At 50.7% G+C, this 26,097-nt stretch carries 21 protein-coding genes and 1 pseudogene; 6 read left to right on the top strand and 16 right to left on the bottom strand.

Annotated elements, in window-relative coordinates:
• Window positions 1-22 precede the first annotated feature (22 nt).
• The gene (locus AC0YOB_RS04420) at window positions 23-1,258 is read right to left on the bottom strand and encodes a PucR family transcriptional regulator (RefSeq protein ID WP_475791717.1); all 1,236 of its coding nucleotides are present in this window, start codon (window positions 1,256-1,258) and stop codon (window positions 23-25) included.
• A 32-nt stretch (window positions 1,259-1,290) separates the two neighbouring features.
• On the bottom strand, window positions 1,291-2,664 hold the full coding sequence (locus tag AC0YOB_RS04415; RefSeq protein WP_475791716.1) for a hypothetical protein: 1,374 nt from the start codon (window positions 2,662-2,664) through the stop codon (window positions 1,291-1,293).
• 147 nt (window positions 2,665-2,811) lie between these two features.
• Between AC0YOB_RS04415 and AC0YOB_RS04410 the strand changes: the two genes are divergently transcribed.
• The 4 genes from AC0YOB_RS04410 to AC0YOB_RS04395 are packed head-to-tail and all read left to right on the top strand — an operon-like array spanning window position 2,812 to window position 6,710.
• The gene (locus AC0YOB_RS04410) at window positions 2,812-4,257 is read left to right on the top strand and encodes a spore germination protein (protein ID WP_475792301.1); all 1,446 of its coding nucleotides are present in this window, start codon (window positions 2,812-2,814) and stop codon (window positions 4,255-4,257) included.
• Window positions 4,258-4,271: 14 nt separating this feature from the next.
• On the top strand, window positions 4,272-5,399 hold the full coding sequence (locus AC0YOB_RS04405; RefSeq protein WP_475791715.1) for a Ger(x)C family spore germination protein: 1,128 nt from the start codon (window positions 4,272-4,274) through the stop codon (window positions 5,397-5,399).
• A gap of 13 nt (window positions 5,400-5,412) precedes the next feature.
• Complete coding sequence (locus AC0YOB_RS04400; RefSeq protein ID WP_475791714.1) at window positions 5,413-6,516, top strand: GerAB/ArcD/ProY family transporter; 1,104 nt, start codon at window positions 5,413-5,415, stop codon at window positions 6,514-6,516.
• The gene (locus tag AC0YOB_RS04395; RefSeq protein ID WP_475791713.1) at window positions 6,513-6,710 is read left to right on the top strand and encodes a hypothetical protein; all 198 of its coding nucleotides are present in this window, start codon (window positions 6,513-6,515) and stop codon (window positions 6,708-6,710) included. Before AC0YOB_RS04400 ends, AC0YOB_RS04395 begins: the two co-directional genes overlap by 4 nt.
• Before the next feature lie 67 nt (window positions 6,711-6,777).
• Here AC0YOB_RS04395 and AC0YOB_RS04390 read toward each other — a convergent pair whose 3' ends face one another.
• The 5 genes from AC0YOB_RS04390 to AC0YOB_RS04370 all read right to left on the bottom strand — a co-directional run bounded on the left by AC0YOB_RS04390 (window position 6,778) and on the right by AC0YOB_RS04370 (window position 11,075).
• The gene (locus AC0YOB_RS04390; protein WP_475791712.1) at window positions 6,778-7,452 is read right to left on the bottom strand and encodes an SDR family NAD(P)-dependent oxidoreductase; all 675 of its coding nucleotides are present in this window, start codon (window positions 7,450-7,452) and stop codon (window positions 6,778-6,780) included.
• Between the two features lie 150 nt (window positions 7,453-7,602).
• Window positions 7,603-8,172 carry a YdeI/OmpD-associated family protein gene (locus AC0YOB_RS04385; RefSeq protein ID WP_475792300.1) on the bottom strand — a complete coding sequence of 190 codons (570 nt, stop codon included), beginning with the start codon at window positions 8,170-8,172 and terminating at the stop codon, window positions 7,603-7,605.
• A gap of 172 nt (window positions 8,173-8,344) precedes the next feature.
• Window positions 8,345-8,536, bottom strand: coding sequence for a YgaP family membrane protein (locus tag AC0YOB_RS04380; protein ID WP_210045300.1), 192 nt, complete (start codon window positions 8,534-8,536; stop codon window positions 8,345-8,347).
• Between the two features lie 103 nt (window positions 8,537-8,639).
• A complete protein-coding gene (locus AC0YOB_RS04375; protein WP_475791711.1) occupies window positions 8,640-9,311 on the bottom strand; it encodes a Crp/Fnr family transcriptional regulator in 672 nt (223 codons plus the stop codon).
• 153 nt (window positions 9,312-9,464) lie between these two features.
• Complete coding sequence (locus AC0YOB_RS04370) at window positions 9,465-11,075, bottom strand: alkaline phosphatase family protein (RefSeq protein WP_475791710.1); 1,611 nt, start codon at window positions 11,073-11,075, stop codon at window positions 9,465-9,467.
• Window positions 11,076-11,290: 215 nt separating this feature from the next.
• On the opposite strand from AC0YOB_RS04370, the gene AC0YOB_RS04365 reads away from it, so the two are divergent.
• Window positions 11,291-12,952, top strand: coding sequence for a CBM96 family carbohydrate-binding protein (locus AC0YOB_RS04365; RefSeq protein ID WP_475791709.1), 1,662 nt, complete (start codon window positions 11,291-11,293; stop codon window positions 12,950-12,952).
• A gap of 75 nt (window positions 12,953-13,027) precedes the next feature.
• Here AC0YOB_RS04365 and AC0YOB_RS04360 read toward each other — a convergent pair.
• From AC0YOB_RS04360 to AC0YOB_RS04345, 4 genes and pseudogenes are all read right to left on the bottom strand, one after another.
• Window positions 13,028-13,422, bottom strand: a pseudogene (locus AC0YOB_RS04360) (fructose-bisphosphatase class II); the annotation flags it as partial.
• Between the two features lie 32 nt (window positions 13,423-13,454).
• Window positions 13,455-14,939, bottom strand: a complete 1,485-nt coding sequence (gene zwf, locus AC0YOB_RS04355; RefSeq protein ID WP_475791708.1) for a glucose-6-phosphate dehydrogenase — start codon at window positions 14,937-14,939, stop codon at window positions 13,455-13,457.
• A 287-nt stretch (window positions 14,940-15,226) separates the two neighbouring features.
• Window positions 15,227-15,805, bottom strand: coding sequence for a TetR/AcrR family transcriptional regulator (locus tag AC0YOB_RS04350; protein WP_475791707.1), 579 nt, complete (start codon window positions 15,803-15,805; stop codon window positions 15,227-15,229).
• A 140-nt stretch (window positions 15,806-15,945) separates the two neighbouring features.
• A complete protein-coding gene (locus AC0YOB_RS04345) occupies window positions 15,946-16,743 on the bottom strand; it encodes a helix-turn-helix domain-containing protein (protein ID WP_210045306.1) in 798 nt (265 codons plus the stop codon).
• A gap of 227 nt (window positions 16,744-16,970) precedes the next feature.
• On the opposite strand from AC0YOB_RS04345, the gene AC0YOB_RS04340 reads away from it, so the two are divergent.
• The gene (locus AC0YOB_RS04340) at window positions 16,971-19,124 is read left to right on the top strand and encodes an alpha-amylase family protein (protein ID WP_475791706.1); all 2,154 of its coding nucleotides are present in this window, start codon (window positions 16,971-16,973) and stop codon (window positions 19,122-19,124) included.
• Window positions 19,125-19,205: 81 nt separating this feature from the next.
• Here the strand turns inward: AC0YOB_RS04340 and AC0YOB_RS04335 are convergent, their stop codons facing one another.
• From AC0YOB_RS04335 to AC0YOB_RS04315, 5 genes are read right to left on the bottom strand one after another with little or no spacing between them, the layout of a single operon-like run.
• Window positions 19,206-21,341 (bottom strand): alpha-amylase family protein, encoded by a 2,136-nt coding sequence (locus AC0YOB_RS04335; RefSeq protein ID WP_475791705.1) that lies wholly within the window; start codon window positions 21,339-21,341, stop codon window positions 19,206-19,208.
• Window positions 21,342-21,400: 59 nt separating this feature from the next.
• Window positions 21,401-21,811: a Rieske (2Fe-2S) protein gene (locus AC0YOB_RS04330; protein ID WP_475791704.1), complete on the bottom strand. Its 411-nt coding sequence runs from the start codon at window positions 21,809-21,811 to the stop codon at window positions 21,401-21,403.
• A gap of 41 nt (window positions 21,812-21,852) precedes the next feature.
• Complete coding sequence (locus AC0YOB_RS04325) at window positions 21,853-22,881, bottom strand: amidohydrolase family protein (protein WP_475791703.1); 1,029 nt, start codon at window positions 22,879-22,881, stop codon at window positions 21,853-21,855.
• A 21-nt stretch (window positions 22,882-22,902) separates the two neighbouring features.
• Entirely contained in the window at window positions 22,903-23,955 is a 1,053-nt protein-coding gene (locus AC0YOB_RS04320) for an amidohydrolase family protein (protein WP_475791702.1), read from the bottom strand.
• Between the two features lie 40 nt (window positions 23,956-23,995).
• Window positions 23,996-26,026, bottom strand: coding sequence for an alpha-amylase family protein (locus AC0YOB_RS04315; protein WP_475791701.1), 2,031 nt, complete (start codon window positions 26,024-26,026; stop codon window positions 23,996-23,998).
• Window positions 26,027-26,097: the final 71 nt, after the last annotated feature.

Here is a 26,097-nt window from a genome sequence, read left to right as displayed (position 1 = left end):
TATCTGTCTGGTTGGGTGCTCTTCAGCCGCCGCACTGCAAATACAGGAAAGCGGCGACCTTGTCCGCCATGCTTTTCAGATTGATGCCGCTGATTTCATTCATCCGCACCATCCGGTAGCCCAGCGTATTCGGATGGATATGCAGCCTCTCGGCCGCTTCCCGGACGCCGCAGTCGCAGTCAAGCAGCACGGAGAGCGTATGGGTCAAATCCGCCTGATGCTCGCGGTCATATTCGCGCAGAAGCCTGACGTGGGGATTCATGATAGCTTCCGCCTCAATCGTCTCCGCTACAGCGGTCAGGTAATGCCGGTAGCCCAGCTCTTCATAGACAAACTCCTGGACTGAATCCCGCGGAAACCTTCTGCGGATGCCGATCACCTTGAGCGCTTCCGCATAGCTGCGCGGGGCCAGGCTGTACTCCCTTGCCGTCAAACCGCCGGCTCCGACCGTTGCCTGCACGTCCGGGAACGCCTTGCCTAGCCGATCGGCCAAATGTCCCAGCGATATCTTCCATTCTCCCGGGCTGCTGAGCATCTTCGCATCACCGGCAAGGAACACAACGCGCTCCCCGATTGCAGCATGGGCCAGACTGTAGAGGCCTGTCTCCTCTTCAATCACTCCGGCGGCCTGATTAAGGAGCGGCCACACGGCCGAAGCGTCGAGATTGAAGTCGACTGCAACAATGCGGTAATATTCGGGCAGCGGTCGCTTCAGGCAGCCGGATTGGTGCCGGATCTCGGCCTCCGTAGCAAAATACCCTTCAACGAGCCGGCTCATGAACATATCCTGGCTCAGATCGGAGCGCCAGCGCGATTCCGTCTGACGCTGCAGCTCGCCCGCGATGGAACCGGCTGCCCGGCGCAGCTTCTCCATATCTGACTCTGACAGAGGCTGGTCTGTCTCAGCCGCCCATATATAGCCGATGACGCGTTTGCCGCTTCTAACGGCGATGGCTACGCGGGAACCCAGGCCAATCTCTTCATTCGCCTCGATACGCTGCGGACCTTCTTCCTTCTGTAATCTCCGGATGATTCCGCCCTCATGGAAGCTGCGGATGACATGCTCGGGCACCCTCCGGCTCATAATCGTCGCGATCCGGATCGCATCCGTGCTTCCGCTGTGCATGCTGTATGCCAGCACGCGGTGCTCCGCATCCTCGATTGTAACCGGGCATTGCAGCATATGGCTGATCTCGTCGGCCCGGCGCTCCAGCCAGCCGATGCTGCCTGCCGGAGATTCTGCAAATGTCATCGCCATCACCTTTCCTCTCGCTGATCGTTTCTTGCTGCTTATGACCTCAGGCTGATTCCATGCTCCGACAGATGCGCGCGCAAAAAGGAGAAGACGAATACCTGGGTAGGGCGTCCTCTCCCCGCTTTGCGCACTTCCGCCTGCTCTGCCAGACCGGCGTCCGCCCATTGCACCAGCAGACGGTTCGCGCTGCGGGTCGTCAAATCCAGCAGTCCCGCCAGCTCGCCGGCGGTATAGTCCAGCTTGCCATGCCGCGATGCGGAGGCGAACAGGCGGCTTAAGTACGCTGTAGTCAGTCCCGCCTCCTCCGCCGTCTTCAATAATGCCGAGTCGCGAAAGCTGAGATCGTACTGAATCGGCTCGGACATTTCGAGCGGCCCGATGAAGGTTTGATCCTCACGGACGATGAAACAGGTGCCTCCACCCGCATCTTTCGTGCTGCGCAGAGCAGCCCGGGCGTTCGTTCCTGCCGCATTGGCCGATACGCCGAAGCCGATGCCGACGCTAAGCGACAGTCCGAACCGTTTCTGGGCTTTCGAAGCAAGCGAGATATATTTGTACCCGCCTGTTTCCCGTTCGAACAGTCCGCGGGTCGTGAAGAACAGGAATTCGTTGGGACCAAGCGGAGTCAGGCAGCCGTCCAGCTGTTCGATAAAATCGAGCATGGTCCGCTCCACGTCGAGCCGCAGCTTCTGTACCTCGTGCTCGGAGCTGCAGCTGCGTATGACAGCGTCGAAGTTGTCGATGACAACCATGCCGACAACGATTTGCGATTCCTTGCTTCTCCTGGTTTCCGTGGACAGCAGGGCGCGCTCCAGGGCAACGACGATATCGTTGTCGGCCGGCTCCATATAGGCACAGGGAATACCGATCGTCTCCAGACGCTCGGCAACGCGGCGGTTCGCCGTCAATGCCGCCGAGCTTGTCCCATCCTGATAATGCCGGAGGTGGAACTGGTATATCTCATCTGCCGAGGCCCCGTCTGACTGGCGAATGCTTATCATTCGCATCGAACCAGGCTCGGTCCCATTGATCATGTGCCTGATCATGTCCTCCGGAAAGGTATCGACCGTCACGCCTTCAAGCGCGGCCGATCCTTGCGCAGCCTGCATCAGCAGCCGGCACAGCGCCTTGAAGAAGCCCGCGCCCGATAACGGCAAATAATGCATCGGCACGGCCGATGGCAACCTCTCCTTCACAAGCCTGAAAGTATCCGGGTCGGTCATGAAAAGCACCTCCACTTCGCCAAGCAGCCCGGCTGCGCTGCGGATCAAATCCTCGACATGCTCCGCCTGGCGAACAATGGGCCGGAACGATGGAAAAGACCGCAGAACGCGGAGAATGGGTTCCATCAGCTCGGGAGCGCCTATGAGGCCGATTGGAATATCTTTGTTATTATGAAGCTCCAGCATGAAGAGGGCTCCTCCAGTCGAAAGCGGTAATGCGCTTTTTTTCTATATCATAAGTGGCACAGCCGCTCCAGTGCAACTGCCCGCCGCATAATATTTCCTGAATTGGATAATGATAAACAAAACCGCAAGTTGGCTGGTTAGGAGGGCATCATCCTGATTCTCAAAGACACGGGCAGACAGGTCGTCGATCAAATTAAGGAACGGCTCGGACAATCGCCGGATTTTGTCAGCCATGAATTCGAGCTGATTTCCGGTTTGAGCTTATCCTGCCTCTATATCTCAACAATCGTATCCTCGGAACAGATTGACGAATTCATCTTAAAGCCTGTAATGGTACGAAGTCAGGGGGCGGAACCGCCGCATGACCCCATCGAGTGGTTGAAATCATTCATACCCAGGGTGCAATCGAGAGAATGCTCGGGAGCCTCCGAAGGCATCCGCAATCTTCTTGAAGGACACTGCCTGCTTATTCCTGCCTTCGGCGAGTACTATCTTAGCTACGATGTAGCCCAGGCACAGGCGCGGAGCGTATCCGAACCTGCAACAGAGGCCTCCATTCGCGGTCCGCGGGAAGGCTTCGTCGAAGATATCGAGCGGAATGTCGCATTAATCCGAAAAAGATTGAAATCCGAGCATCTGGTGTTTGAGCAATTGGTGATCGGAACTGAAACCCAGACCCAGGTCTATCTGACCTACATCGACAACATCGCTTCGGTGCAAACCGTGGATGAATTCCGCAGACGGCTCAAGTCCATACATACGGACAGTATTCTGGAGAGCTCTTATATCGAAGAATGGATTCAAGACACGGCGTTGTCGCCGTTTCCCCAGCTCATCAGCACAGAGCGCCCGGATTCGCTCACAGCCAAGCTGCTGGAGGGCCAGATCGGAGTCGTTACGGATGGCACGCCGATTGTGCTTATCGGACCGATTACCTTTTTTCAGCTCTTTACTTCGCCCGAAGATTATTATCAGCGGGCGGATATCGCTACGTTGTCGCGCTGGCTGCGGATGCTTGCCTTCCTGCTCTCCATATTCGTGCCCGCTCTCTACATCGCGGTGGTAAGCTATCATCAGGAGCTGCTTCCTACTTCGCTGCTAATCAGCTTGGCCGCGCAGCGCGAGGAAGTGCCCTTCCCAGCTTTTGTCGAAGCTACGATCATGATCATTACCTTCGAGATTTTACGCGAAGCGGGACTGCGCATGCCGCGGATTGCCGGACAATCCATATCGATCGTGGGAGCGCTTGTGCTGGGCCAGGCTGCGGTGGAAGCAGGACTTGTCTCGGCTGCTATGGTCATTGTCGTTTCTCTGACGGCCATCTCCAATTTCGTCTCACCCAACTACAGCTTCGGGATTTCCCAGAGACTCGTACAGTTCGCATTTATGATTCTGGCCGGATTAATGGGTTTGTTCGGTTTAATGTGCGGCGTTTTTTTTCTCCTGGTGCATCTTGCTTCATTGCGGTCGTTTGGCGTGAAATATCTCACCCCGCTGGCCCCCGTCGTCTTCTCTGACTGGAAAGATACGCTGGTTCGGGTTCCACGGTTTATGATGAAGCGATTTCCCAAAAAACGGATGGTCGATAAATAAGTAGGTGACTTGATATGAGAGTTATATTCATCGCTGTGCTCATGCTGGTGTTGTGTACCGGCTGCTGGGATTTGAAAGAAATCAATTCACTTGCGATTGTCAGCCTGGCCGGAGTCGATAAGGATCCGGAGTCTAGTGAATTTCTCGCCTATTACCAGGTCATTAATCCGACCGGTCTGTCAACCAGACAAAGCGCTGCGACGAAAGCTGCTGTGTACACCTTTCACTTTAGGGATTTTAGCCACGGAAGATTCACAGAGCAGACAGGCACCTCTATGCCAAGGCGCTTTTTTACGGCCCATCTGCAGAGCTATTTGATCTCAGAACGCTATGCCCGGGAAGGGATACTGGATCTGATCAATTTTATCGAGCTTAACCCCGAACGCCGGTCAAGTCTGATTGTATTTATTACGGATAGTCCAATGCACACGGTCATGAACAGCTTCACGCCTTTGGACAGAGTACCGGGCCGGTTTATCCGCGCTTTGTCGAATCAATATAAACCCAACTTTAGTATGAGTGTTTATCCAATCCGGTTCAAAGACTTGGCGAAGGATATCAATCTTCATACGCCAACTATCCTCCCCATCATTCATTATCATGGAGAGAAGCCTTCCTCCAATAGCGACAGAGTGGAAGAAATCGATGCAAGCGAAGACGGAATCAGCTTCAAAGTAGGAGCCGTGCTCATCCATTCCCGTATGGTTGGCCGTATCGATGAGCAAACGAAGGTTCTGTTCTTCATCATGAATAAAAAGTACAGAGAACTGACAGAAACTGTGGAAATCAAGGGCAGGCACGTAGATGTCACTGCGAAGAATTTAAATGTTAAACGCAAATGGATCAAGCCCGCATCGGAGCTTTCTTTCCAGATTACTGGCGACCTGAAAATATTGAACAACCAGCAAACGAGCAAGATGACCGTACAGAATCTGCATTTAATCGAGGAGGCATTTAACCGGAAGCTGGAAGAAAGGGTGCTCGCATTGGATCGGATGGGCAAAACAAAAGGCTGGGATATGCTCGGCATCCAGGATAATGGCGGCAGCGAAAAGACATGGCGTCAGACCAAGGTCACGATTAAGGTCAACTCCAGGATGACAACGACCGGGAACACCAGCACACCATATCTTGAAGAATAGAGGGAGCCAATAGATGGAGAACGCTCAATTGAGTGGGTGGCAGTTATTTAATCTGACCTTTGTATACATCATCGGCACCTCGTTTATCCTGCTGCCGGGGAGCCTCATTGCGAGTGGCAAACAGTACGGCTGGCTTATAATTGTCTGGGCTGCTCTGTACGGCCTGATATTGTCCTGCTTCTGGCTGTACTTGTCCAGCCGGTTTCCCGGGATGAGCATTGTTCAAATCGCAGTGCAGGTGCTTGGCAAATGGGCCGGGGGATTGGTTTCCCTCCTGTACATCCTTTTCTTCATCCAAGTCGCATCCTGGGTAACGCGCAACCTCAGTGATTTCATGCATATCAATCTGATGCCCCGGACACCGCTGTCGATCTTCAATATCATGATCCTGCTCGTATGTGCGTATGCGGTGGTGAAAGGAATCGAAACCATCGCTATGGTGAGCGAGTTTTTGGCCCCAATTGTTAATCTGGCATTCTGGATTCCCTTCTCGGTGATGATCAGAGAATGGGATTGGCAGAATTTCAACGTTCCTGGCGTCTTTCATCCTTGGGACACGCTCATCCATACCCGCTATGCGCTTGCTTTTCCCTTTATGGAGACTGTCATTTTTATGATGATATTTCCATTTGCCCAGCGCCGGTTAAAAGTGATATTCCTGTCGGGAATCGGGGGTGCGGGACTCCTTCTCAGCATGTGTGTTTTTTTTACGATTGGCATTCTGGGAGTAGAGCGCAGTTCTCACCTTATCTATCCCGTATTTATCATCTTTCGCGAAATGCAGTTTACGAATTTCGTCGAGCATCTGGAATCGATTATTTCCGTGAACATCCTTCTTATCGTCTGCCTTAAATTAAGCCTGTTGTTTTACTGCGCGGTACTTGCCATATGCCAGCTGTTCCAGATTAAAGAGCGGGCCGTTGTAGCCTATCCGCTGGTATGGATCATTTCCGCCTATTCCCTGTTGTTCAAAAACATTGTCGAGAACGTCGATTGGATCCAGAAGTACTTATTCAATTACTACACGCTATATGCGATCGCGTTCCCCGCCATTCTCATTGTATGCTCATGGCTGAGGAAGACAAATCATTCGCAGGGAAGTGAAACGGCGACATGAGCCTGATGATTTTTTTATTCATCTTGTTTCTGGCAGGCGGTATATGGATGATGCGGTCCAATCAATCAGGCAAGAAGGATAAAGCGCTTTTTGTCAGCATTACGACGCTTGGCGCCGCTCTCTGGGGGAGCATCATCGTCCGTCATCCGTTCGATTTGAATAAGTTGATCGCCTGGATGTTTTATTGGCAATGAAGCAAGAAAAAGAACATCCTCACGTTATGCTGCAGAGGATGTTCTTTTTCTGCCATCTATCTGATCATTAATTCAAGTGCTGCATGACGCCTTGAGGATAAGTTTCTTCATTTACCGTCTTCTGTTCGTAAAGATTGTACCAGGCTTCAGCTACGTAATCAGGGTCAAAATTGGTTCCTCGTCTTATTAACGGGCTGATGGAAAGATGGCCTACATAAATCCCCTTCGGCGACAGCTTGTCGTGAAGATTCAGAACATAATTCCGCAGGCCCGCCATCGCGATCCCCACGTTGCCGAAGATAGGACTGGGATTCATCGCCGACAGGTCGGTTGTGAACAATAAAGCCCCGCTTCCTCTCTCAAGCATTCCGGGTATGACTTGTCTTGCGCTGTTGACAGCCCCGAGAACCAGATTGTTGTAAGCTTGAATAACCGACTCATCTGTCGTGTCCAGTATCGAAGTGACCGGCATATTACCGCTGTGAGGGCTGTACTCCAGGACATCAATGGCACCATATGTATGATGAATACGCTGAAAAGCTTGAAGGAGCTGATTCTTATTGGTTATATCGGCTGCGAATCCTGCTGCCTCAATTCCCATTTCCTTTAACTGCGCACAGTATTGATCCAGCTTCTCCTGTGTTCGCGACACCAGCGCAACTTGAAAACCATGATTGCCGAATTTCTTGGCTAATGAAAGTCCAAGACCTGGACCTGCTCCGATGATTGCCAGAGTTTGCAAAATGAATCACTCCTCCCGATGACTTTTTTGTGGGTTAATTTACCATTAATCAAAACTATTATATCATTTATGTACCTTAAGATAAATAAATATTTTATAAGCAACAAGAAAAAACGGCAAATAATTTCTCTATATTCGATCCAGCGCATCTTAGTAATCCAGAAGGCGTCCGTTATCATGCCACTGACCGTACATTTTGTTTTCTTTAGTGTTGGTTATGAATTTATCTAGTCTGCTCTCAAATAATACCGGCTGATTTTTATTGCTTTGTATCGTGTCAATCCGAACTCTTGTATAAAGCGCAGAGAATGCCATAAAATTCTCATACACTTGCTTATCCTCTTTTAGCCTTTGCTCTATAACCCTGTCAATTTTAAAAGAATCGCAGCCCATGTCAGGAAGCACCTTTCTTCCTTCTTCTTGCATGAACCCCAGCTTTTCGAGGCGGCGGACACGTTCTTTATTCAATTCGGTCCATGAACTCTTTTTACTTCTGGGGGACAGTCTCTGCGCCAGCCCCGTTTCAGATATTTTCTTTTTGACTCCATCGATCCATCCAAAGCACAGAGATTCTTCGACCACGTCCAGATATAACAAAGTATCGGGGTGAGGCGTCATACTGACGACTACCCAACAAAATTTTTCAGTCTTACAATTCACCTGTAACCAATTCCTCAAATCTTCTCTCGATTTTACTGTAATCAGCTTTTCCATTTCCATTGATAACATAACATGCTCCTTTCCAGGTCGATCTCCTATTGACAAGGCAATGTATGTGAATCATTTCTGAGAACATGATATAAGAAGAAGTATGACAACAGACTGTCATACTTCCTCTTAAAGCTTGGAATGTGCGCCCATCCCTAATGCCGCATCACTCACCTGATATGATTTAGCGAATCCTGCAGGTATTGCGTCCAAGCAGTTGATTGATGGCGCATCTTTGCGTGAGTCCCGTGAACAGGAACGGCAGCGAAACAAGACCGGTCAGCTTCCAGTAACCGGGCATAAAATAAAACAGCGACAATAATGCGATACCCAGCACGATGCGGATAAAACGATCTGCTCCTCCAACATTTTTCATGACCAGCGGCTCCTCTCATTTCGATTTGTTTATCTCGCTTCCACAAGACGATAATAGCAAATTGAAAAAGAGCCATCCGTAACAATGTCACATAACGAGCCAATTATTCTACATACACTTTAAGCCCTTCCCGTCTGATATCGGAAATTCTTCCCCGGGACACGTTAAGAAGACCTTCCTTCTCCAAGGTTTTCAAGGTCCGGCTGATTACTTCCCTGGCCGTTCCCAGCTCTACGGACAAGATATCATGGGTTATGGCCAGACTTTCGCTCCCGTCCTCGGTCATCAGGACAAGGTATTCGGCAACCCGTCCACGGATGGATTTGAAATTGATGCTGTCCAGCAGATTGGACATAATGAATAACCGCTTGGCGAACATTTTGAAAATAAACTGTCTGAAGCTCTTGTACCGGTCCATCCAATCCCTGAATATATGTACCGGGATGGCGAGCACAACGCTCGGGCTCTCCACGCAGGCCGAGGCTTCATATTCGCTCTCGCCCAGGATGCTGGCCATCATGAGGGGGCAGCACTCGCCGCCGTTGATTCTGTAGAGGGTGATTTCTCTTCCGCTGCTGCTGATTTTATACATTCTTACCGTGCCTTCGAGAATGAGTACCGCATACTCCAGAAACCGGCCTTCGTCAATGACATAATTGGGCTGAATCTCCATGATGGCGATCCCCTCTTCGCTCCAATCCTGATTGGATATATCGGCTAAGCTCGGGAAGAGCGCGGTTATATGAGAAACATGCTGCAGGATATCGGAAGACATGGATTCCATCCTTTCAAAAATCAGGTTTAATTATTCCATATTATCAAAATTAGCAATATAGCATCTCTCCTGAGAAATTGCAACCGCAGAATGCTTCGATTTGCCCGGGAATTCCGGGGAATGAATGTCAAAAGCCCGGGAATCCCTCCCGGGCTAATGGTTAATTTGCGTTTTTTTCTTTAACAGCTCAAGCAAATATGCCTTTAAATCAACCATTCGCAAATATTGCGGCTGTTTCTTTGTTCCGCTGATGATCAGGGGGACAAGGGATTCCCTTTTGCGGATAGACCCGTGACCCCCGCCTCCCTTATGCGTCGGAGAGCTTCTGTCCGCCAGTTCGTAACCGGGCTTGGCCGTGACCACCAGAAACTCGCCTTGATGGGAATTCAGCGCGCCTGACAGCCGTTTCAGCACATCGGGGTATTCACCGTAAGCGAGGGAATGATCGGCAGCATTCACCTTCAGATCCAGTACCTCATTGTCCTGTTCGACTTTCCACGATTGATGATAGGGATCGGTTAGATCTCCGTCTGCTTTGAATCGGAGTTGTTTGGCGGTTGCCCCTTGCTGCGCGTATATCCATCCCTCTTCCTTCCATGCAATCAGATCGATGCGCGAATCTTTTTGTAATCCCTTGGCCACGTCTCTTATCGGACGGTCTGCATGTACGGCATACACATAAGCCATTGTTTCATTGACGGCGAGGACAATGTCGGTGCCCTTGGCCACAGTTTCTCCGGGATTTAAAACACTCGCGCCTTCAAACATATTGTGGATATTGATTACCGGATTCTGCACATCCGGCAGGATCTGGGTCATTCCGCTATCACCGGCAATGATAATGATCGCGTCCTTCAAGGCTTGCTCCGGCGAGCCGAATGCCTGAAGCAAGGATTGAAGCTGCTGATCCACCTTAATGACCCCATTCTGATCGGAAGGACCGTTGCGGTGAAGCTTGCGGTCCAAGTCGGGCAGGTATACATACAAAAAATCCGGCAGTTTATTGGATGTAATCAAATATTTGACGGCTTCTACAGCAAAGTCATTATTGAACCCCATTTTATTGATCAGACCATCAGGCAGATCGATGGAGCCATCAAAGGGATTGGACAATGAACCCAGGGCCAATAAATCCGGTCCTTTCACCTTGATTTCCCTGGGCAAAGAGGTTGGGCCCTTCACCCATGCCGGAATTGATATGGTATGATTGGACATTCCCCGGTAGACCAGCCCGTTGATTGACCCGGATGTCAGCCCCCGCCCGGCCAAATCCTCATAGATCGTGGGCAGCTTGCTGTTTAAGTGACTCCCGTTTAAATGGATCAACGCATCGGCCAGTACCGGGTTGATTCCCTGTCTGACCACTTCCATCGGACCGGTCCCGTAATTGATCAGTTTCTTGAGGTCGGCTGAGTACCAGGTGAGACCCGGCACATGATGATCATCGGGGTATTCTCCGGTAATCAGCGAGCTGTCGATCGTGACGGACATCGTGGGAAACGAGCTGACAAGCTCTCGGTAATATTGACCATGTTCGATTAGAAATTCAATAGCCGGAAGCTTGTGCTGACGGATTCCCCGGTCGATCGCTTCAGGCATTAAGGAATCCACCAGCAGCAAAATGACCTTTTTCGGATTGTCTTTGTCTGCGGATTTGATCCGCATCAAATCATGTTCTTCCGGCTTCGGATTGCGGCATCCGATTATCAAGAGCAGCATCAGGATCGCCAGTACGATTCGGTTCTCTTTTTTCAGCAAGACCATACACCCACTTTATGTATATTTTGCCGCTGGGCTCTGGATGTTATACAGGGCATTTTATGTCACGGTCTGTTTGAATCGGATAAATTGGCGACAATTTTGCACTGTGCAGAAGACCGTTTTCGCGGTACGCTCCATACCCAACTTTGATACCGTAATGGGTGAAGGGGGTGAAGGCGCTTATTGAATAAAAATCCGCTCATTTAGGAGGAATTTTAATGCGCAAAAAGTACATGGTCATGCTGATGGTCTTCATGCTTTTTACAATGACGCTCTATCAAGGCGGTTCAACCGCGGAGGCGGCTGCGATCACAACCATCACTCCTTCTGCCGATACGGATACACAAAGTGACGGTACTGCCGGTACAAATGCGATTTTGTATGCCAGTCAATGGAACAGCATTTTCACAAAATTCAGTTTGACGGGCTTATCCGGAACGGTAACGAATGCGAAGGTCCGGATTTATCATTCCTCACATGTCCTCAACCATACCCTGATCGTCAGCGGCGCGTCGACGGAAAGCTGGAACGAAGGCGGAGCGAAGCCAAGCCTCGGCACGCAAATCGCCAGTCAATCGGTTACAGGCACCGGTTACTATGAATTCGATGTCACCTCTGCCGTTCAAAACAAGCTCAGCGCATCGCAATCTTCCTTGACGCTGGGCTTCGGCACCAATATCGGAACTTGGGAACAATACCAGTCCCGGGAAAGCGGGAATAAGCCGCAGCTTGTCATCACAACAGACAATAATGGCGGAGGCGGTAGTGGCACGATGAAGATCAGCACCAACTTCTGGTTCCTTGCTTCATGGAGTGGAGAAACACCATTCAAAACCAGTGTGAACTGGTCGACCGCGTATGCAAGCGGGACGGATATTTGGAATCCTGTCTTTATCAGCGAGCTGGCTCCGTATTCGACCCTCCGGTTCATGGATTGGGGAGGAACGAATAACTCCAAAATCCAGACCTGGTCGCAGCGGAGGCTCCCGACAGATCCCGGAAACAGCGATATCGGTTATATCGGGTCGGGTGATCCCATGAAAGCGGGTCTCGCCTACGAATGGATGATTGATCTATGCAACAGGACGAATAAGGATATGTGGATCAACCTGCCTCATCTGACAGACGATTCGTATGCACAGCAGCTCGCAACGCTCATCAAGCAGAAGCTCAACACCAATTTGAAAGTGTATGTCGAATATTCCAATGAGACCTGGAACGGGGGATTCACGCAGTTCCAGTATACCCTCGACCAAGGCGTCATCAATGGTCTGCCGGGCTCCAATCAATGGTATCAGGGCGGCGCATTCAGTCTGTACCGCTCAGTTCATATCTGGCAGCAGTTCGCCAATGTCTTCGGCAGCCAATTGTCTTCACGAGTCGTGAGAGTAGCCTCGTTCAGCGGCAACTATGATATTTTCGATCAGAGCTACAACAGCGTCATCAACAGCACCACCTGGAACCCGACTAGTCAAAAAGCGGATTTATTTGCCATTGCGCCATATGTCGGCAGCGGCCTTGACGGGGCAAGCCCGAACATTCAAAGCGCGTTCCATCAGGATATTGATGCAACGTTCAACGACCGGGTACTGCCAGCCGTGACGATCGCTCAAAAATATAATGTCCCGCTCGGCACCTATGAGGGCGGACAGCATCTGCTGGTCAACGCCGGCCAGTGGAGCGGCAATCCGGACATTTATAACGAGTATACCTACATGCTGAATAAATTCGCACCTTATTTCATTCTCTTCAGCCATTACACGAATGCTGGAACCTGGTCGACGGGCGGAGCTTGGGGCGCCAAGCAATTTACGGGGCAACCGGCTGCGAATGCGCCTAAATACCGGGCAATTGCCGATTGGATCGCGGCCCATCCATAATATGAACGCAGCTGCTTCATGGAAAAAAAGCGGTTGAGGAGGATGTAACCCTGCTCAGCCGCTTTTCATTTTCGTTTATGTCTGCAAGCCCCCTGTACGGAGATTGAGGTTCATCCAAACAGTATGGATTAATTTCGGTGTCTGACCTGATATGTTTGCAGAGCTTCCTATTCGCTGCAGGTTTTTGTTCGGCAAATAATGAATTGCCTTGATAAAACGAATGGTTCTCGTTTTGGCGCGCATAACCATTGAATGAGTTTCCGCGTGTTGATCAGGGAGGTATCGTACACCCTTGAGTAACTCGCCATCCGTCACGCCGGTGGCCGAGAAAATCACATCATCTTCCCCGACCAAGTCCTCCATAGACAGAACTTTGAGCGGATCCGGAATCCCATCTCGATGCAGCGGTCGTATTGCGCTTGATTCTCGGGCATCAATCTGCCCTGGAACTCACCGCCCAGACACTTCAATAGTTCTTATAACAGATATGTTCGTCCGAGTGTCAGGCATACGCTTCTCTTGGTATCCTCTGAGCGAGGGGAACAGGTTTGCTGTCAAACCACCAATGATTGCCGTCCTCCGCGAGCAGAAGATCGGAAGCGTCCGGCCCGTAAGTGCCTGCCGGATAGTGATGAAGAGGAACAAGATCCTCTTCAAATGCTTCCAGGATGGGCTGAACCCATTTCCAGGCTAATTCGACCTCATCCCAGTGGGCAAAGAACGTCGGGTCTCCCTGTAGAGCGTCATAAATCAGATTCTCATAGGCTTCCGGCTCGCCGCTCTGATTGAAATGAAGATCCACTGGGATGGTGGAGGTCACACCTTTATTTGGCAGATCTTTATGGTTTATTTGTAAAGTAACGCCTTCGTTCGGGCTTATTTCAAAAATCAGCAGATTCGGTGCCGTCCGCTCCTGCGCTGAATAGCTGCGCTTGAATGGCTGTTTGAATTCAATCACGATACGCGTTGATTTTTCCTTCATTCTTTTTCCTGTACGAATATAAATGGGAATATCCCGCCAGAAAACATCGTCGATTCGTAAACGGACCGCTACGAAGGTATCATTCGTCGAACACGGATCAATACCGGGTTCTTCCTTATAACCGGCTGCAGGCTTCCCTTGAATGCTGCCGGCAGTGTACTGCCCGCGAACCACATCATTAACAACGTTTTCCTTTAGTAAAGGCGCTACGGATTCCATCACTTGACGTTTGCTGATTCGCCCGTCATTCTTTCCTAGCGTCATTAATAGCTGCAGCATATGGTTCTGAAACATATCGCGGATCGCTCCGACATGATCATAATAGCCGGCTCTCTCCTCAACGCCGACCGTTTCACTGGCTGTTATTTGAACATTGGCAATGTATTGATTTGTCCATATGTCCTGAAGGGCAGGATTGGATTGCTCCAGAACATCAAGCTTCTGCACCATAGGCTTGCCGAGGTAATGATCAATACGGAAAATTTCTTCCTCTTTGAACGCTTTGCCCAATTCCAGATTCAATTCCTGGGCCGACTTCAAATCATGTCCAAACGGTTTTTCGATGATGAGCCGTTTCCAGCCTTTCGCCGAACCAATCCCGCTTTCCTGGATGCTTGCTGCTATCTTCCCGAAGAATTCGGGACCAACCGACAGGTAGAACATCCGATTGCCCGGCAAATGCAATTCCTGCTCACGCTGCTCGACGACCTGCAGAAGCTTGTGGTAATCTTCAATGCGTTCCACATCCATTACGCTGTAGCGGAAAGCTTTGACAAAAGCCTTCATTGTCGCGGAATCGTCAGCTGATCTTCTGGAGAACGTATGCAGCGACTGCTCCACTTGTGCTTGAAAAGCTTCATCAGACCATTCTCTTCTTCCGAGACCAATGACGGTGAATGACTTGCTTAATTTATGATCAAGGAACAAATTATATAATGCAGGATAAATTTTGCGCTTGGCCAAATCTCCTGTGGCTCCAAACAAGACAAATGTTGTTGCCTCCATTTTTATCACTCCTTATGAGAATCATTGCGGGTACAACGTAATTAACTAACATTTATATAGTAGCACAATTTATTTCGTTGTCTAGACTAAAGATATTTTTAGCATTTCTTATGGAGGAGGCTGGAAAAAGGAATACACATGCTTCCCGGAGTGTGAGGGATCCGTGCGGAGGACTAAATCGAATGTTCGTTCTTTCCTGCTTTGGAAGGAATATATGAGCTTGAACAGAACGTTCTTTCGATTCATCGCAACAAAAATCAGGTTAAAAACCCTGATTTTCGCTTTTTTTACTTGAGAACCGAATTCCAGCAGGATTGAATGATCCTGTGTATATCATCATCTGTCAGCTTGAGATAGTTTTGCAGATGCCCTTTAATCGTGTAAACTGCGGTGCCGATATGCATCTGAACCATGAGCCTGGGTTCAAGATCAATAAATAATTGCTGTTGAACAGCTTCCGTATAAATTTTCGTCATGGGCCCGCACCAGCCGCCCTTATAGGCTTCATCCTTTGAGGACTGATAAATATATGGCGAGAAAGAATACTGCTCAATAAACTGAAAGCCCAGCGGGTATTCCAGGCTGAGCCGAAAATAATTTATCCATGCCCGTTGAAATTTCTCCTGAACGCTATCAAGCTCATGGACACCCTTCATTACGGCTTCCCCGTTAAACATGACGATGCCTTTAAATAATTCATTGATGATATCTTCCTTGCTGCTGAAATAGTGATAAATACTTCCGGTCGATATCCCTGATTCTTTGGCAATCAGAGACATTGAGGTTGCCTGCAGCTCTTTTTCATTAATAATTCGAAGGGTTGTCTCCAGAACAGCTTTCTGCACCTTATTATATCTCTCAAACATATCGCGTTCCTCCATAAAAAATCATTTGCAAAATAAAAGACCGAACGTTCACTCTGAGTATAGACAGGGCAATTCTTATTGTCAAGATCCCTTTATTACGTCAAATTTGAGAGTCATGAGTATCTGGAACGGCCCTCCTATTATCCTTTATATATTCTCAGCTCGGTTAAAAACCGGGTAGGTGTCACACTCGTCACTTTTTTGAAAATACGATTGAAATACGCCTGATCGCAAAAACCGGTCAATTCGGCAACCTCTCTGATCAGGATGGACGGATCGGACAGCATCAAATCCTTTGATTTCGAGATCCTTATATAATGAAGGTATTCAATGGGAGCAGCTCCCGTCACCTCTTTGAACAAGTTGGTGATATAGCTCGGAGAGCGGTCGATCACATGCGAAAGCTCGGTTAACGTAATGGCCTTCCTATAGTTGTGCTGTATATATTTTTTGAGCTCCTCGACAAGCATGAGCTTTTTGACCGGAATCTGCCTGCGCTCGTGGTCCTGATTCATAATGATCAGCATTTCCAGCAGGATGGCGTGACATAGCAATTCCTGATAGGCTCCCTCCATCAGCGAATGATGGTTCAGAAGCGAGAACCGCTGCTTGAAATAGTCCTCTCCATGTACCCTGGTCTTTAGCCACTTCCCGCTTTTGAGCAAAGGCAGCAGTTCATTATTGTCGTCCCCGTTCAGGCTGAAATGGGTTGCAAACCGCTGATGGCCTGCACCGGATGCCGCTTCCCCGCCACGCACCGACCCGGCCGGAATAAACAACACATCGCCTTTCTTCAAATGAATCGTGTCCCCATTGACCCAATAGGTCAAGCTGCCTTCCGAAATATAAATCAGTACGTTCAGCGCGACCTGGGAAGGCTCCATATGCCAGTCTTGTTGATTATCCTGAAAAATGTAGCAAGTATGCAGCTTGAACACGAACAACGCCTCCTGAAAACTCTTTATCCAGTATAACGCAATCATCCATCGGCCGCTATAAAATGCTGGCCCCATAGCCAGCATTGAATTATACAAAAAATAGCTTGATCGTTAATAGATATTCCCCTATTTCCGATTTAAAATAAAGGGTGAAAGCGAATTCAAATCAATTCCTACAAATACCAAATCATTGATTTGTACAAGCGGACTCGAAAGGACGGATGACCATGACAATGGAAAACAACAAGCAGACAATGCCCGATGCAAAAAAGCCTTGGTATGAGCGCACTCTTAGATGGGGACAAACGAATCTGACGGAAATGGACCCTATCAACTGGGACAAGGAGTGGTGGAAGGAATACTGGGAGCAAACGAGCGTACAGGGCGTTATTGTCAATGCAGGCGGCATCGTCGCTTATTATCCCAGCTCCTTCGCTCTTCAATATCGGGCTCAAGGTCTCGGAGACCGCGATTTATTGGGAGAATTCGTCGCGGAGGCCAGACAAGCCGGTCTGGCCGTGCTTGCCAGAATGGATATTAACCGGGCTACCCGGGATTTCTATGACGCCCATCCGGACTGGTTTGTCGTCAACGACAAGGGAGAGCCGGTGCAATCGAACGGGCGTTATATCTCCTGTGTGAACAGCGGTTATTACAAGGACTATATCCCTGAGGTGCTGAAGGAGATTATAGCAAACTATCATCCCGACGGTTTCACCGACAACAGCTGGACCGGAGCGTCCCGCAAAATCATTTGCCGCTGCGGCAACTGCAAGACGAAATTTAAAGCGGAGACGGGACTTGACCTTCCTTCCGCATCCGATTACAACGATCCCGCATACCGGCAGTGGATCAGATGGAGTTATAATTGCCGCATCGAGAACTGGGATTTGTTCAACAGGATCACACATGAGTTTGGCGGACCCGATTGCTTGTGGCTGGGCATGTTCAATGCCGATCCGTTCAACCCTCATACTGCCTTCTGTGATCTGAAGGAGGTAGGAAAGCGCTCGAAAATCATCATGTGCGACCACCAGTCCCGGGATGGGAATACGGGATTCGAGCAGAACGGCCTCAATGGACATTTGCTTCATAACCTTGCAGGCTGGGATACCGTCATTCCCGAGAGCATGTCCAATTATGTTCGCGGGGTCCGTACGTTCCGTCAGGGCAGCAATCCACCGGAGGAATCCCGCTTGTGGATGATCGATGGAATTGCAGGGGGCATTTCCCCCTGGTACCATCACGTCGGCGCCCTGCAGGAGGACAGACGACAGTTCGAGAACGCCCCTCCTGTCATGCAGTGGCATAAGGTTAATGAGTCATACCTGTACAACCGGCGTCCTTGTGCGAATATCGGCCTTGTCTGGAGTCAGGAAAATACGGAATTCTACGGTCGCGATCAGGTCGAGGAACGGGTTGCCCTGCCCTGGCATGGCTTCGTCCAAGCGATGACCCGCGCCAGACTGCCGTTCGTGCCTGTACATGCCGACCATATTGCCAGAGACGCGGATGGTCTGGATGTGTTGATACTTCCCGATCTGGCGGTAATCACCGATTCGCAGTATGAGGCGATCAGGGATTTTGCGGCAGCCGGGGGCAGTCTGGTCATTACAGGTGCATCCGGCACGCTCGACGAATGGGGAGAACTGCGGGAATACTTCCCGCTGCAGGAGATTACCGGCGTTACGCTGCTGGATAAGGCCAAGGGCGGCGCGGGAAACCTGAGCGGCAGCTGGGAGTTTCATGAAGCGCATAATTATTTCCGGCTGCCTGAGGAACGCCATGCCGTACTGAAGGGTTTCGAGAAGACAGCCATTCTCCCTTTCGGAGGAACGATCCGGCGCGTAGAGTCGAAGGGGATGCTGCAGGCGCTTGCGACTTATATCCCCTCCTATCCCATCTATCCGCCGGAGTTCAGCTGGATGAGGGAGCCGCGCACGGACATTCCGGCCATGCTGGCGGGGGAGCATCCCGCAGGCGGACGCATCTTCTATTTTGCCGGAGACGTAGATCGCATTTATGGTCTGTCGCGTCTGCCGGACCTTGGCGATCTGCTCGCCAATGCGGTGAAGTGGGCAGCCGGAGACAAAACTCCCTTCACAGTCGAAGGCCCGGGCTACCTGGACTGCAAGCTGTACAGCCAGGAAGGCAGACGAATGCTCCATCTGGTTAATCTCAGCGGCAGCCGGAATCCGGGTTATCTGGAAGAAATTCTGCCGGTTGGCCCCATAGAGGTTTCCATCAAATTGGATGGCTTTACCCCGGTTCGCGCTGCACTCAGGGTGAGCGGCATGATAACAAAGCCTGAAATCCGGAATGGCTGGGCGAAAATCCGAATCGATTCCCTGCATATGCATGAATTAATTGTCTGGGAATAAGCCAAGCGTCAACAAAAGAGCTGTCCCCCAGCCGTTTCATGGCTGGGGGACAGCTCTTTGCAGTGAAATATGCGCCAAGGCTCAATCCAATATTATAAGTTCATGGTCGGTTATCGAATCGATTTGGAATGTAACCCAGGAATCCTTTATTTCGGGTTTTACACTGATATTCCGGACCTTCAAGCTTGCGCGGCCCGGAACGGTATCATCAACTTTGATAGAAACCGAGATCGGACCTACAGGGAGGTTCTCCTCCAGATAGCCGAGCATCTGATTAGTTCCGCTAAGATTGACCAGATGAAGGATCAATCTTTCATTCTGGCGATATAATTTACAATCCAGATAACCGGGTCCCTCCACCTTGAGCGGAATGGTATCGGCTGCGGCCCATTTAACGGCATTGGACAAAAGATCGCCCAGATCCGGTATTTGCAATCGGCCGTAACAACGGTCTACATCTCCCGCGAAGTAGAACAGCCGTCCTCCCGAGGCATGCTCTCCGGCAAGCATGGCTGGAATATTGGATCCGGACTCTCTCATCCAGCTGAACTCCGGCGGGTAGATGGGGAAACCCGGGATATAGGCAGCGACGCTTTCCATTTGCGCGCCTGTTTGTACAATATGGACTTTTCCGCCAAACGGGAGAATTGCCGTATTTTCAAAGCTTTGGATCACCGGATGCCGGTCATCGGGCAATCTCAAATAATTATGACCGTCATAAACTTCCAGATTAAAAGGCTTGCTTGCTGAATTCCCCTCTATCTGATGGAGATGCTTCATCCCGGTTATGGATTCCAACGGAAATTCACTTCTTGCTTCACCCCACTGGTCCAGTGTCGCGGTGGCCCCGGTAAATACCAGGCTTCCGCCGGCTTCCACGAATCCACGGACCGCCTGGCACTGCTCGTCGGTCATTGCCGCCAAGTCCGGCAAAATCAGGACATCCAGGCTTTGCGCGTCCCTTGCGATATGATCGGCGTTAACCGGCACATAAGGAATTCTTGCGCGGGTCAGAGACTTGACGAACCCGCTCCATGGGAGCGCAATCTTCTCCTTAACGTCTTCCCGGCCGTAGAAATCCGTATTGTCCTGACTCCAAACGAGCCCGATATTTGCTGCCGGCAGGCGGTTATATAAATATTCTTCATTCGCCTCATGCCATTGCATGACTGGAGGAGCATTGTCAAATTGGCGCTTGTCCTCATGGACAGCGCCGATGTGGTGATACCAGGGGGAAATGCCGCCGGAGATTCCCTCGATCATCCACATCCGGGTTTCTTTCGGCGGATTGCTTGCTTTTCGAAACATATGCGGTCCGCGCAGATAACTGGCCATGCTTTCCGTAACTACATTATCCCAGCCTGCAAGCGTGTGAAGAAGGTTGCCGCTTAGTCCGTTCATTTCAAACCCGTTCAGAGCATCCCGCGATTGATGGTCGCACATGACAATTCTGGATCGTTCCCCGATGACCTTCAAATCGCAGAAGGAATGAGAGTTGATCGGGCTGCCGTGAACCATCCCCAGCCATAAACAATGGGGGCCTCCCGCTTCCTGAGCGGCTTTATTGAACAGGTCCCAGTTTTCCGTCCGGCAGCTATAGCTCCACTTGACCCAGCTCCGGTAAACAGGATTATCCCAATCTTGCGACAGCGGAAGATCATGTCCATACTCCCTCTTGAATTTCTGTTTGCAATTATCGCAAAAACAAATAATTTGCCGGTTGACGCCGGTCCAGCTGTTATCGGCAAAGCCGTCAGGTTGATACAGGCGGATAATCTCCCGCAGCACCTGAGGAATGTATTCCTTGTAATAAGCGCTGTTCACACAGGAAAAATAGCGGCCGTTGGAGGTATGAGGTTCACCCTGGGCATTCACCACAAACCAGTCGGGGTGCCTATCATAGAAGTCTTTAGTCGCCCTGTTTACATCCATTCTGGCCAGAACGGTCAATCCTTCTCTTCTGGCAGCAGATGTAAACTCGCCGAAAAAATCCCGATCGCCCAGACCTTGTGCCCGGTACTGCAAGTCAAAGGAGCTGGGATAGTAAGCGACAATGCCTCCCGCGTTGACAATAAGCCCCTGAACCCGCGTTTCGCGCCAATATTCTCTCCACATGTCCATGTCGATGAGGCAGGGGTCCAATTCCGTAAAATTGGTCTGCCCCCACCGCAAGGTCCGCCGATACCAAGGAGTTTCCGTGGCCGTTTCTTCTGTCATATTGGTTACATCTCCTTTACTTTCCAAAGCTGATCAGGTCATTCGACCCTGGCCCAAAGCTACGATACGATTACCACGATCCAACCCGACTCCACTTCGACCGGAAAGGTTTCCACGCCGGGACTTGCCTCGTCATCCTCCCCTACAACCTCCACTGCATAGGTTTTGACCAGGCAGCGAAACGGATCGAATACGGATTTGCCATTCGTAATATCAAATTCCCAGCCGTGCCAAGGGCAGCGGACGATTTCGCCTTCCCTGCCATACAGGTACTCGCCGGGATCTGAGGGCAGCATCATGCCCTGGATTTTCCCTTGGCACAATTCCGCGCCCTGATGAGGGCAGCTGCTTCGAATCGCGTAAAATTTTCCTTTTATATTGTATAACCCTATCGAGCGGTTTCCGATTCTCTCGATTCTGCTCATTCCCGAAGGCAGCTCCTTGACCAAGCACACCTTATGTCTTCCCATTGATCTCCCCCCTTATGGAGCCTGGCTTGTTTCTTTTCCGCTTACAAGCGGTACAATTGTTTTGCATTTTGGGCAAATATCTTGGGCTTGAACGTCTCGGGCAGAAAATGCAAATCCCGGGGAGATGCGCAGTATTGATGCGGATAATTGCTAGCATAGAGGAGCAGGTCCTCGCAATTCATCATGGCCAGCACCTCCGTCAAATCCCCGTCCTTCTCGGGACGCTCCAGAGGATGCGTCGTAAAACGGACATGCTCCTTCAAATACAGGCTCGGCATTTGCTTCGTCCAGGGAATTTCCGATCGAAGTCCCTTATATTCCTGATCGAGACGCCACATCAATGCCGGAAGCCAGGCAATGCCGCCTTCCACAAATATCATCTTCAATTCAGGAAAACGCTCGAATACGCCTTCCGTCAGCAAACTGAGCAGATGCACCTGCATCGACAGCGAAAATCCTGCATACCACTCCAGAAAGTGGGATGGATATCCCTGTGATGCCAGTATGTTGATTCCCATGCCGTCTGTGCCCGGATGGACCGCAAGCGGAAGACGATGCCGGGCGCATGCTTCATAAATGGGATAATAATGTCTTTGGCCGAACGGAGCGCGCGCTCCCGTATCCATGATGACCTGTACCATATGCGGATGGTCTGCCCATTTTTCAATCTCTTTCGCTGCAGCAGCGGGATCCTGATGCGCGATCGTGATCGAGCCCTTGAACACGCCATCCGGATTATGCGAAGTCAACCAGGTGTCGCTGAGCCAGTTATTATAAGCGCTTGCCTCCATGGCGGCCTGATCGGGATCGTGATGGATGGATACATTTGCCCGGGGGAGGAGAATAGCTTGTGCAACACCTTCCTCCTTGATTAGCTGCCGGATCAGAAAATCCGGATCTGTTCCCGGTCCTGCACCATTCGGGGGTACCGTTCGGTTAGTTCCCACCTTCTCCGCATAGTAGGCGTTGCTCCATATATGAAACCGGTGTTTCCACGGCTGCGGCAAATATCGCTTGATTTCCTCCGCATTCCGCGGATAAACATGAACATCGCAATCTATGATTTCCATTGGCACTACCTCCTTTCGGTCCTATAATTTGTAGAACTCCTTGGCGTTTTCGTAGAAGATCCGCCGGTGCAGCGCCTCGGGAAGCTTGGGAAAGGCCAGGCGGGGACTGTCGAAATCCCAATGCGGATAATCGCTGGAAAACATCAGAATATGCTCGGCATCCGCCAGCTCCAGCATGCGAAGAAGATGCCGGTCGTCATCGGGTCTCTCCAGCGGTTGGGAAGTGATGCGTACATGATCGCGGATATACTCGCTTGGCTTTCGCTTCAGCCATGGAACTTCATTGCGGTATTGCCGATACAGCGTATCCAGTCTCCAAAGCAAGGCGGGGAGCCACGATACTCCTCCTTCAACCAGCACTACCCGCAGACGGGGGAACCGTTCGAACACGCCCTCAATCAGCATGCTGATCAGATGGGTTTGGTAACCGATCGAGTGAGCGGTGCTCCATTCGATATAATGCGACGGGTAACCGACGGATGCCTGAAGATTGATGCCCATGCCATCCGTCCCTACATGCGTCGCAAACGGCAAATCATATTTTTGGCAGGCTTCATAGATGGGATCGTACATCCGATTCCCGTATGGAGCCCGCGCTCCTGAATCAGACAGCACTTGCACCATATGGGGATGTCCCGCCCATCTCTCAATTTCCCGTGCGGATGCGGCCGGATCTTGATGAGATATTTGAATCGAGCCCTTGAATACGCCGTCGGCGTTGTATCTTCCGAGCCATGTTTCCGCGACCCAATCGTTATAGGCGCTTGCCTTGGCGGTCGCAAACTCCACGAAGGGCATCGGGTTGCCGAAAGAACGATGCAGCAGAATCGCATGGGTAATCCCGTATTCATCAATTAACTGCTTGCGCAGAAACTCCGGATCGGAGCCTGTCGGCAGCCCGTTTGGAGGCGCTGCGTCCGTCCGGTCCACATAAGTAGGATGGCGGAACAAATCACGGCCGCCTGTCAGGGGCCGCCAATGCCATTTCGGGTCAAGATGCTTTCGTATTTCATCCAGATGCTGAGGTGCCACATGTACGTCGCAATCTATCATTTTTTTGCTGCGGGCGGTCATTTTTATTTATTCCTCCTCTGCGCCGACAATTTTCGGAGCTTTATGCTTCCATTGTGGAAACATGAATACATTCCCAAGTCTTCAGAAGATCCACCTTTATCCTTACCCTGTTCCCCTCTTGTCTCCATTCAGCATCGCCTGCAGACAGAAGCTTCTTAACTTGCTTGGCCTCCCGGTCAAAGGGAACAGCAAAGGAAACGGCGACATCACGCAGCTGAACGCAAGAAGCCAACGGCCGCCGTCCGGTACCGTTCACCAGATGTATCAGGTAATCATTATGCTTTTGGAAGACGCTTGCCTGCACCCCTTCGGCATCCTGGATTTCAATGACCGGCTTACCCTTCAGCAGCATGATTAACGTGTTTGACAGCAACGTATGATGGTCAGGCAGCCCGTACTGCCTCAACAGCTGCCCCAGGGAAAATGGAAAGTACATGATGTTTCCTTGTCCGTATGGATTTAGCATTGCCAAGGGAATATCCGTTTTCTCCGCGGGCAGGGAAGCTCTCTCCGGCGGAGCGCCTACACTTTCCAAAGGAGAGAAAGGGGGGACCAGCGTCGCTAATACCTGCGTATTTCTGCCTGGCCGGCAGTACGTTACCCGGCCTCGAAGCGGGATTAGCGAGGTATCTTCCAGACCCGTTCTCAGGGGATTGGCAGGTCCGTCCAGGCGGATATAGGCTGCTGCAAGCTCTTCGCTCAATTGCGAGCCCTGAAGACGCAGTATTTCCTTCCATTCATCCGGATGATGACCTTCCAGGACAAGATTTCCGCCCCCGGCTGCATAGCCGGACAGGTCTGCAGCTTGTTGCTCGGAGAGGCTCGTGCCTTCCGGAATAATGACCGCTGCATATTTCGACAAGCGGGCTGTGGAGATATGGCCGGGAATCAGCAGATCGAACAAGAAATGCTTCTGCATCAAGGCATCGGACCATCCCTCTCCCGATGGATCATCATTCCAGACCAGAGCCAGCTCGTAGAGCGGTTTGGCATCCTCCATGTATGGCTCAATGACGGCGGTGTCATGATTGATCGAGGCTACGGATTGAAGAATACGCTTGTCGGCAATGGTATCGGGAATTCCCGTCAAGGAATGCCAGATATGGCCGCCATTCGCCGGAACCTGCGACATCCAGAACCTGTGCTCGGCAGGCGGCAGGCCGGTATGACGCCAATCCATTCCGGGAGAGGTATGAATAATCCCGAATGGACTCGGCAGCCCTTCCATCGTCCTGCCCAGCTTTACCGAAAGAGCAGGATTATACCATTCGGGAAGGCTGCTCCTGCCGCGGGACAATACATCATGCGGTTCGGTGCACATGATGTCCGCCAAAGGTGACCGGTCGAGAATCGATTCCTCCCGGGATAATTGGTAATATAAAATAAGCGGCATTTCCGCTTTCCTGCTCTTAATCGCCGTACGTAGCAAGGAAAGGTTATCGTGATAACAACGGGCAGCCCAATCCTGGGCAAACCGCGAAACATCATCAGGCAATTGTTCGCCGTATAGAGCAGCATATTTTTGCTTGCACTCATGGCAGTAACACGTCGTATAATTCGGTGCGTTCAGAAAAATCCCGTCTACCGCGTAATGATCCAGCACCTCCTGCAGGACCTGAACCGCAACCTCGTTACCTCTGTACCCGCCATTGATGCAGGTGTGCAGGAGCAGCGGCCATCCGCCCGGACGATAAACACCGATATAATTTGGTTTTCCGTCCTGCTGCCTTGCAAACCATTCCGGTCTTTGCAAATAAACACTGTCTTCCGCCTTGCCAAAGTCAAATCTGGCAACAAATCTCAACTCCTGCTCCCGGCAGGCATCGATTACCTCCTGCAGGAGGTGCCGGTCCTCACTCAAATATTCATTCCTTATATGATAACGAACCTGGCTGGGATACCAGGCATATATTCCCCCGACATTAAAAACAATGGTGTTTGCCCCCAGCTCCTTTAATTGATGGACCAGTTTTACCGGGTCAATCCTCTCCGTATCTCTCACCTGCAGGTTTGCTTGGATGACTCTTAAAGGCTTGCGCCACCACAAGCTGCTATCGGTTCCCTTCGACATATAAGGCGCCTCCCCTTTACGCTTCTCCAGACTATTTCCGCCTGCTCCGCCAGTTAATCACCGGACTTCTA

Source organism: Paenibacillus sp. JT31N17 (assembly GCF_056269255.1).
The sequence above is the reverse complement of the archived record's forward strand: the minus strand, read 5'-3'. Positions and strand labels throughout refer to the sequence as shown.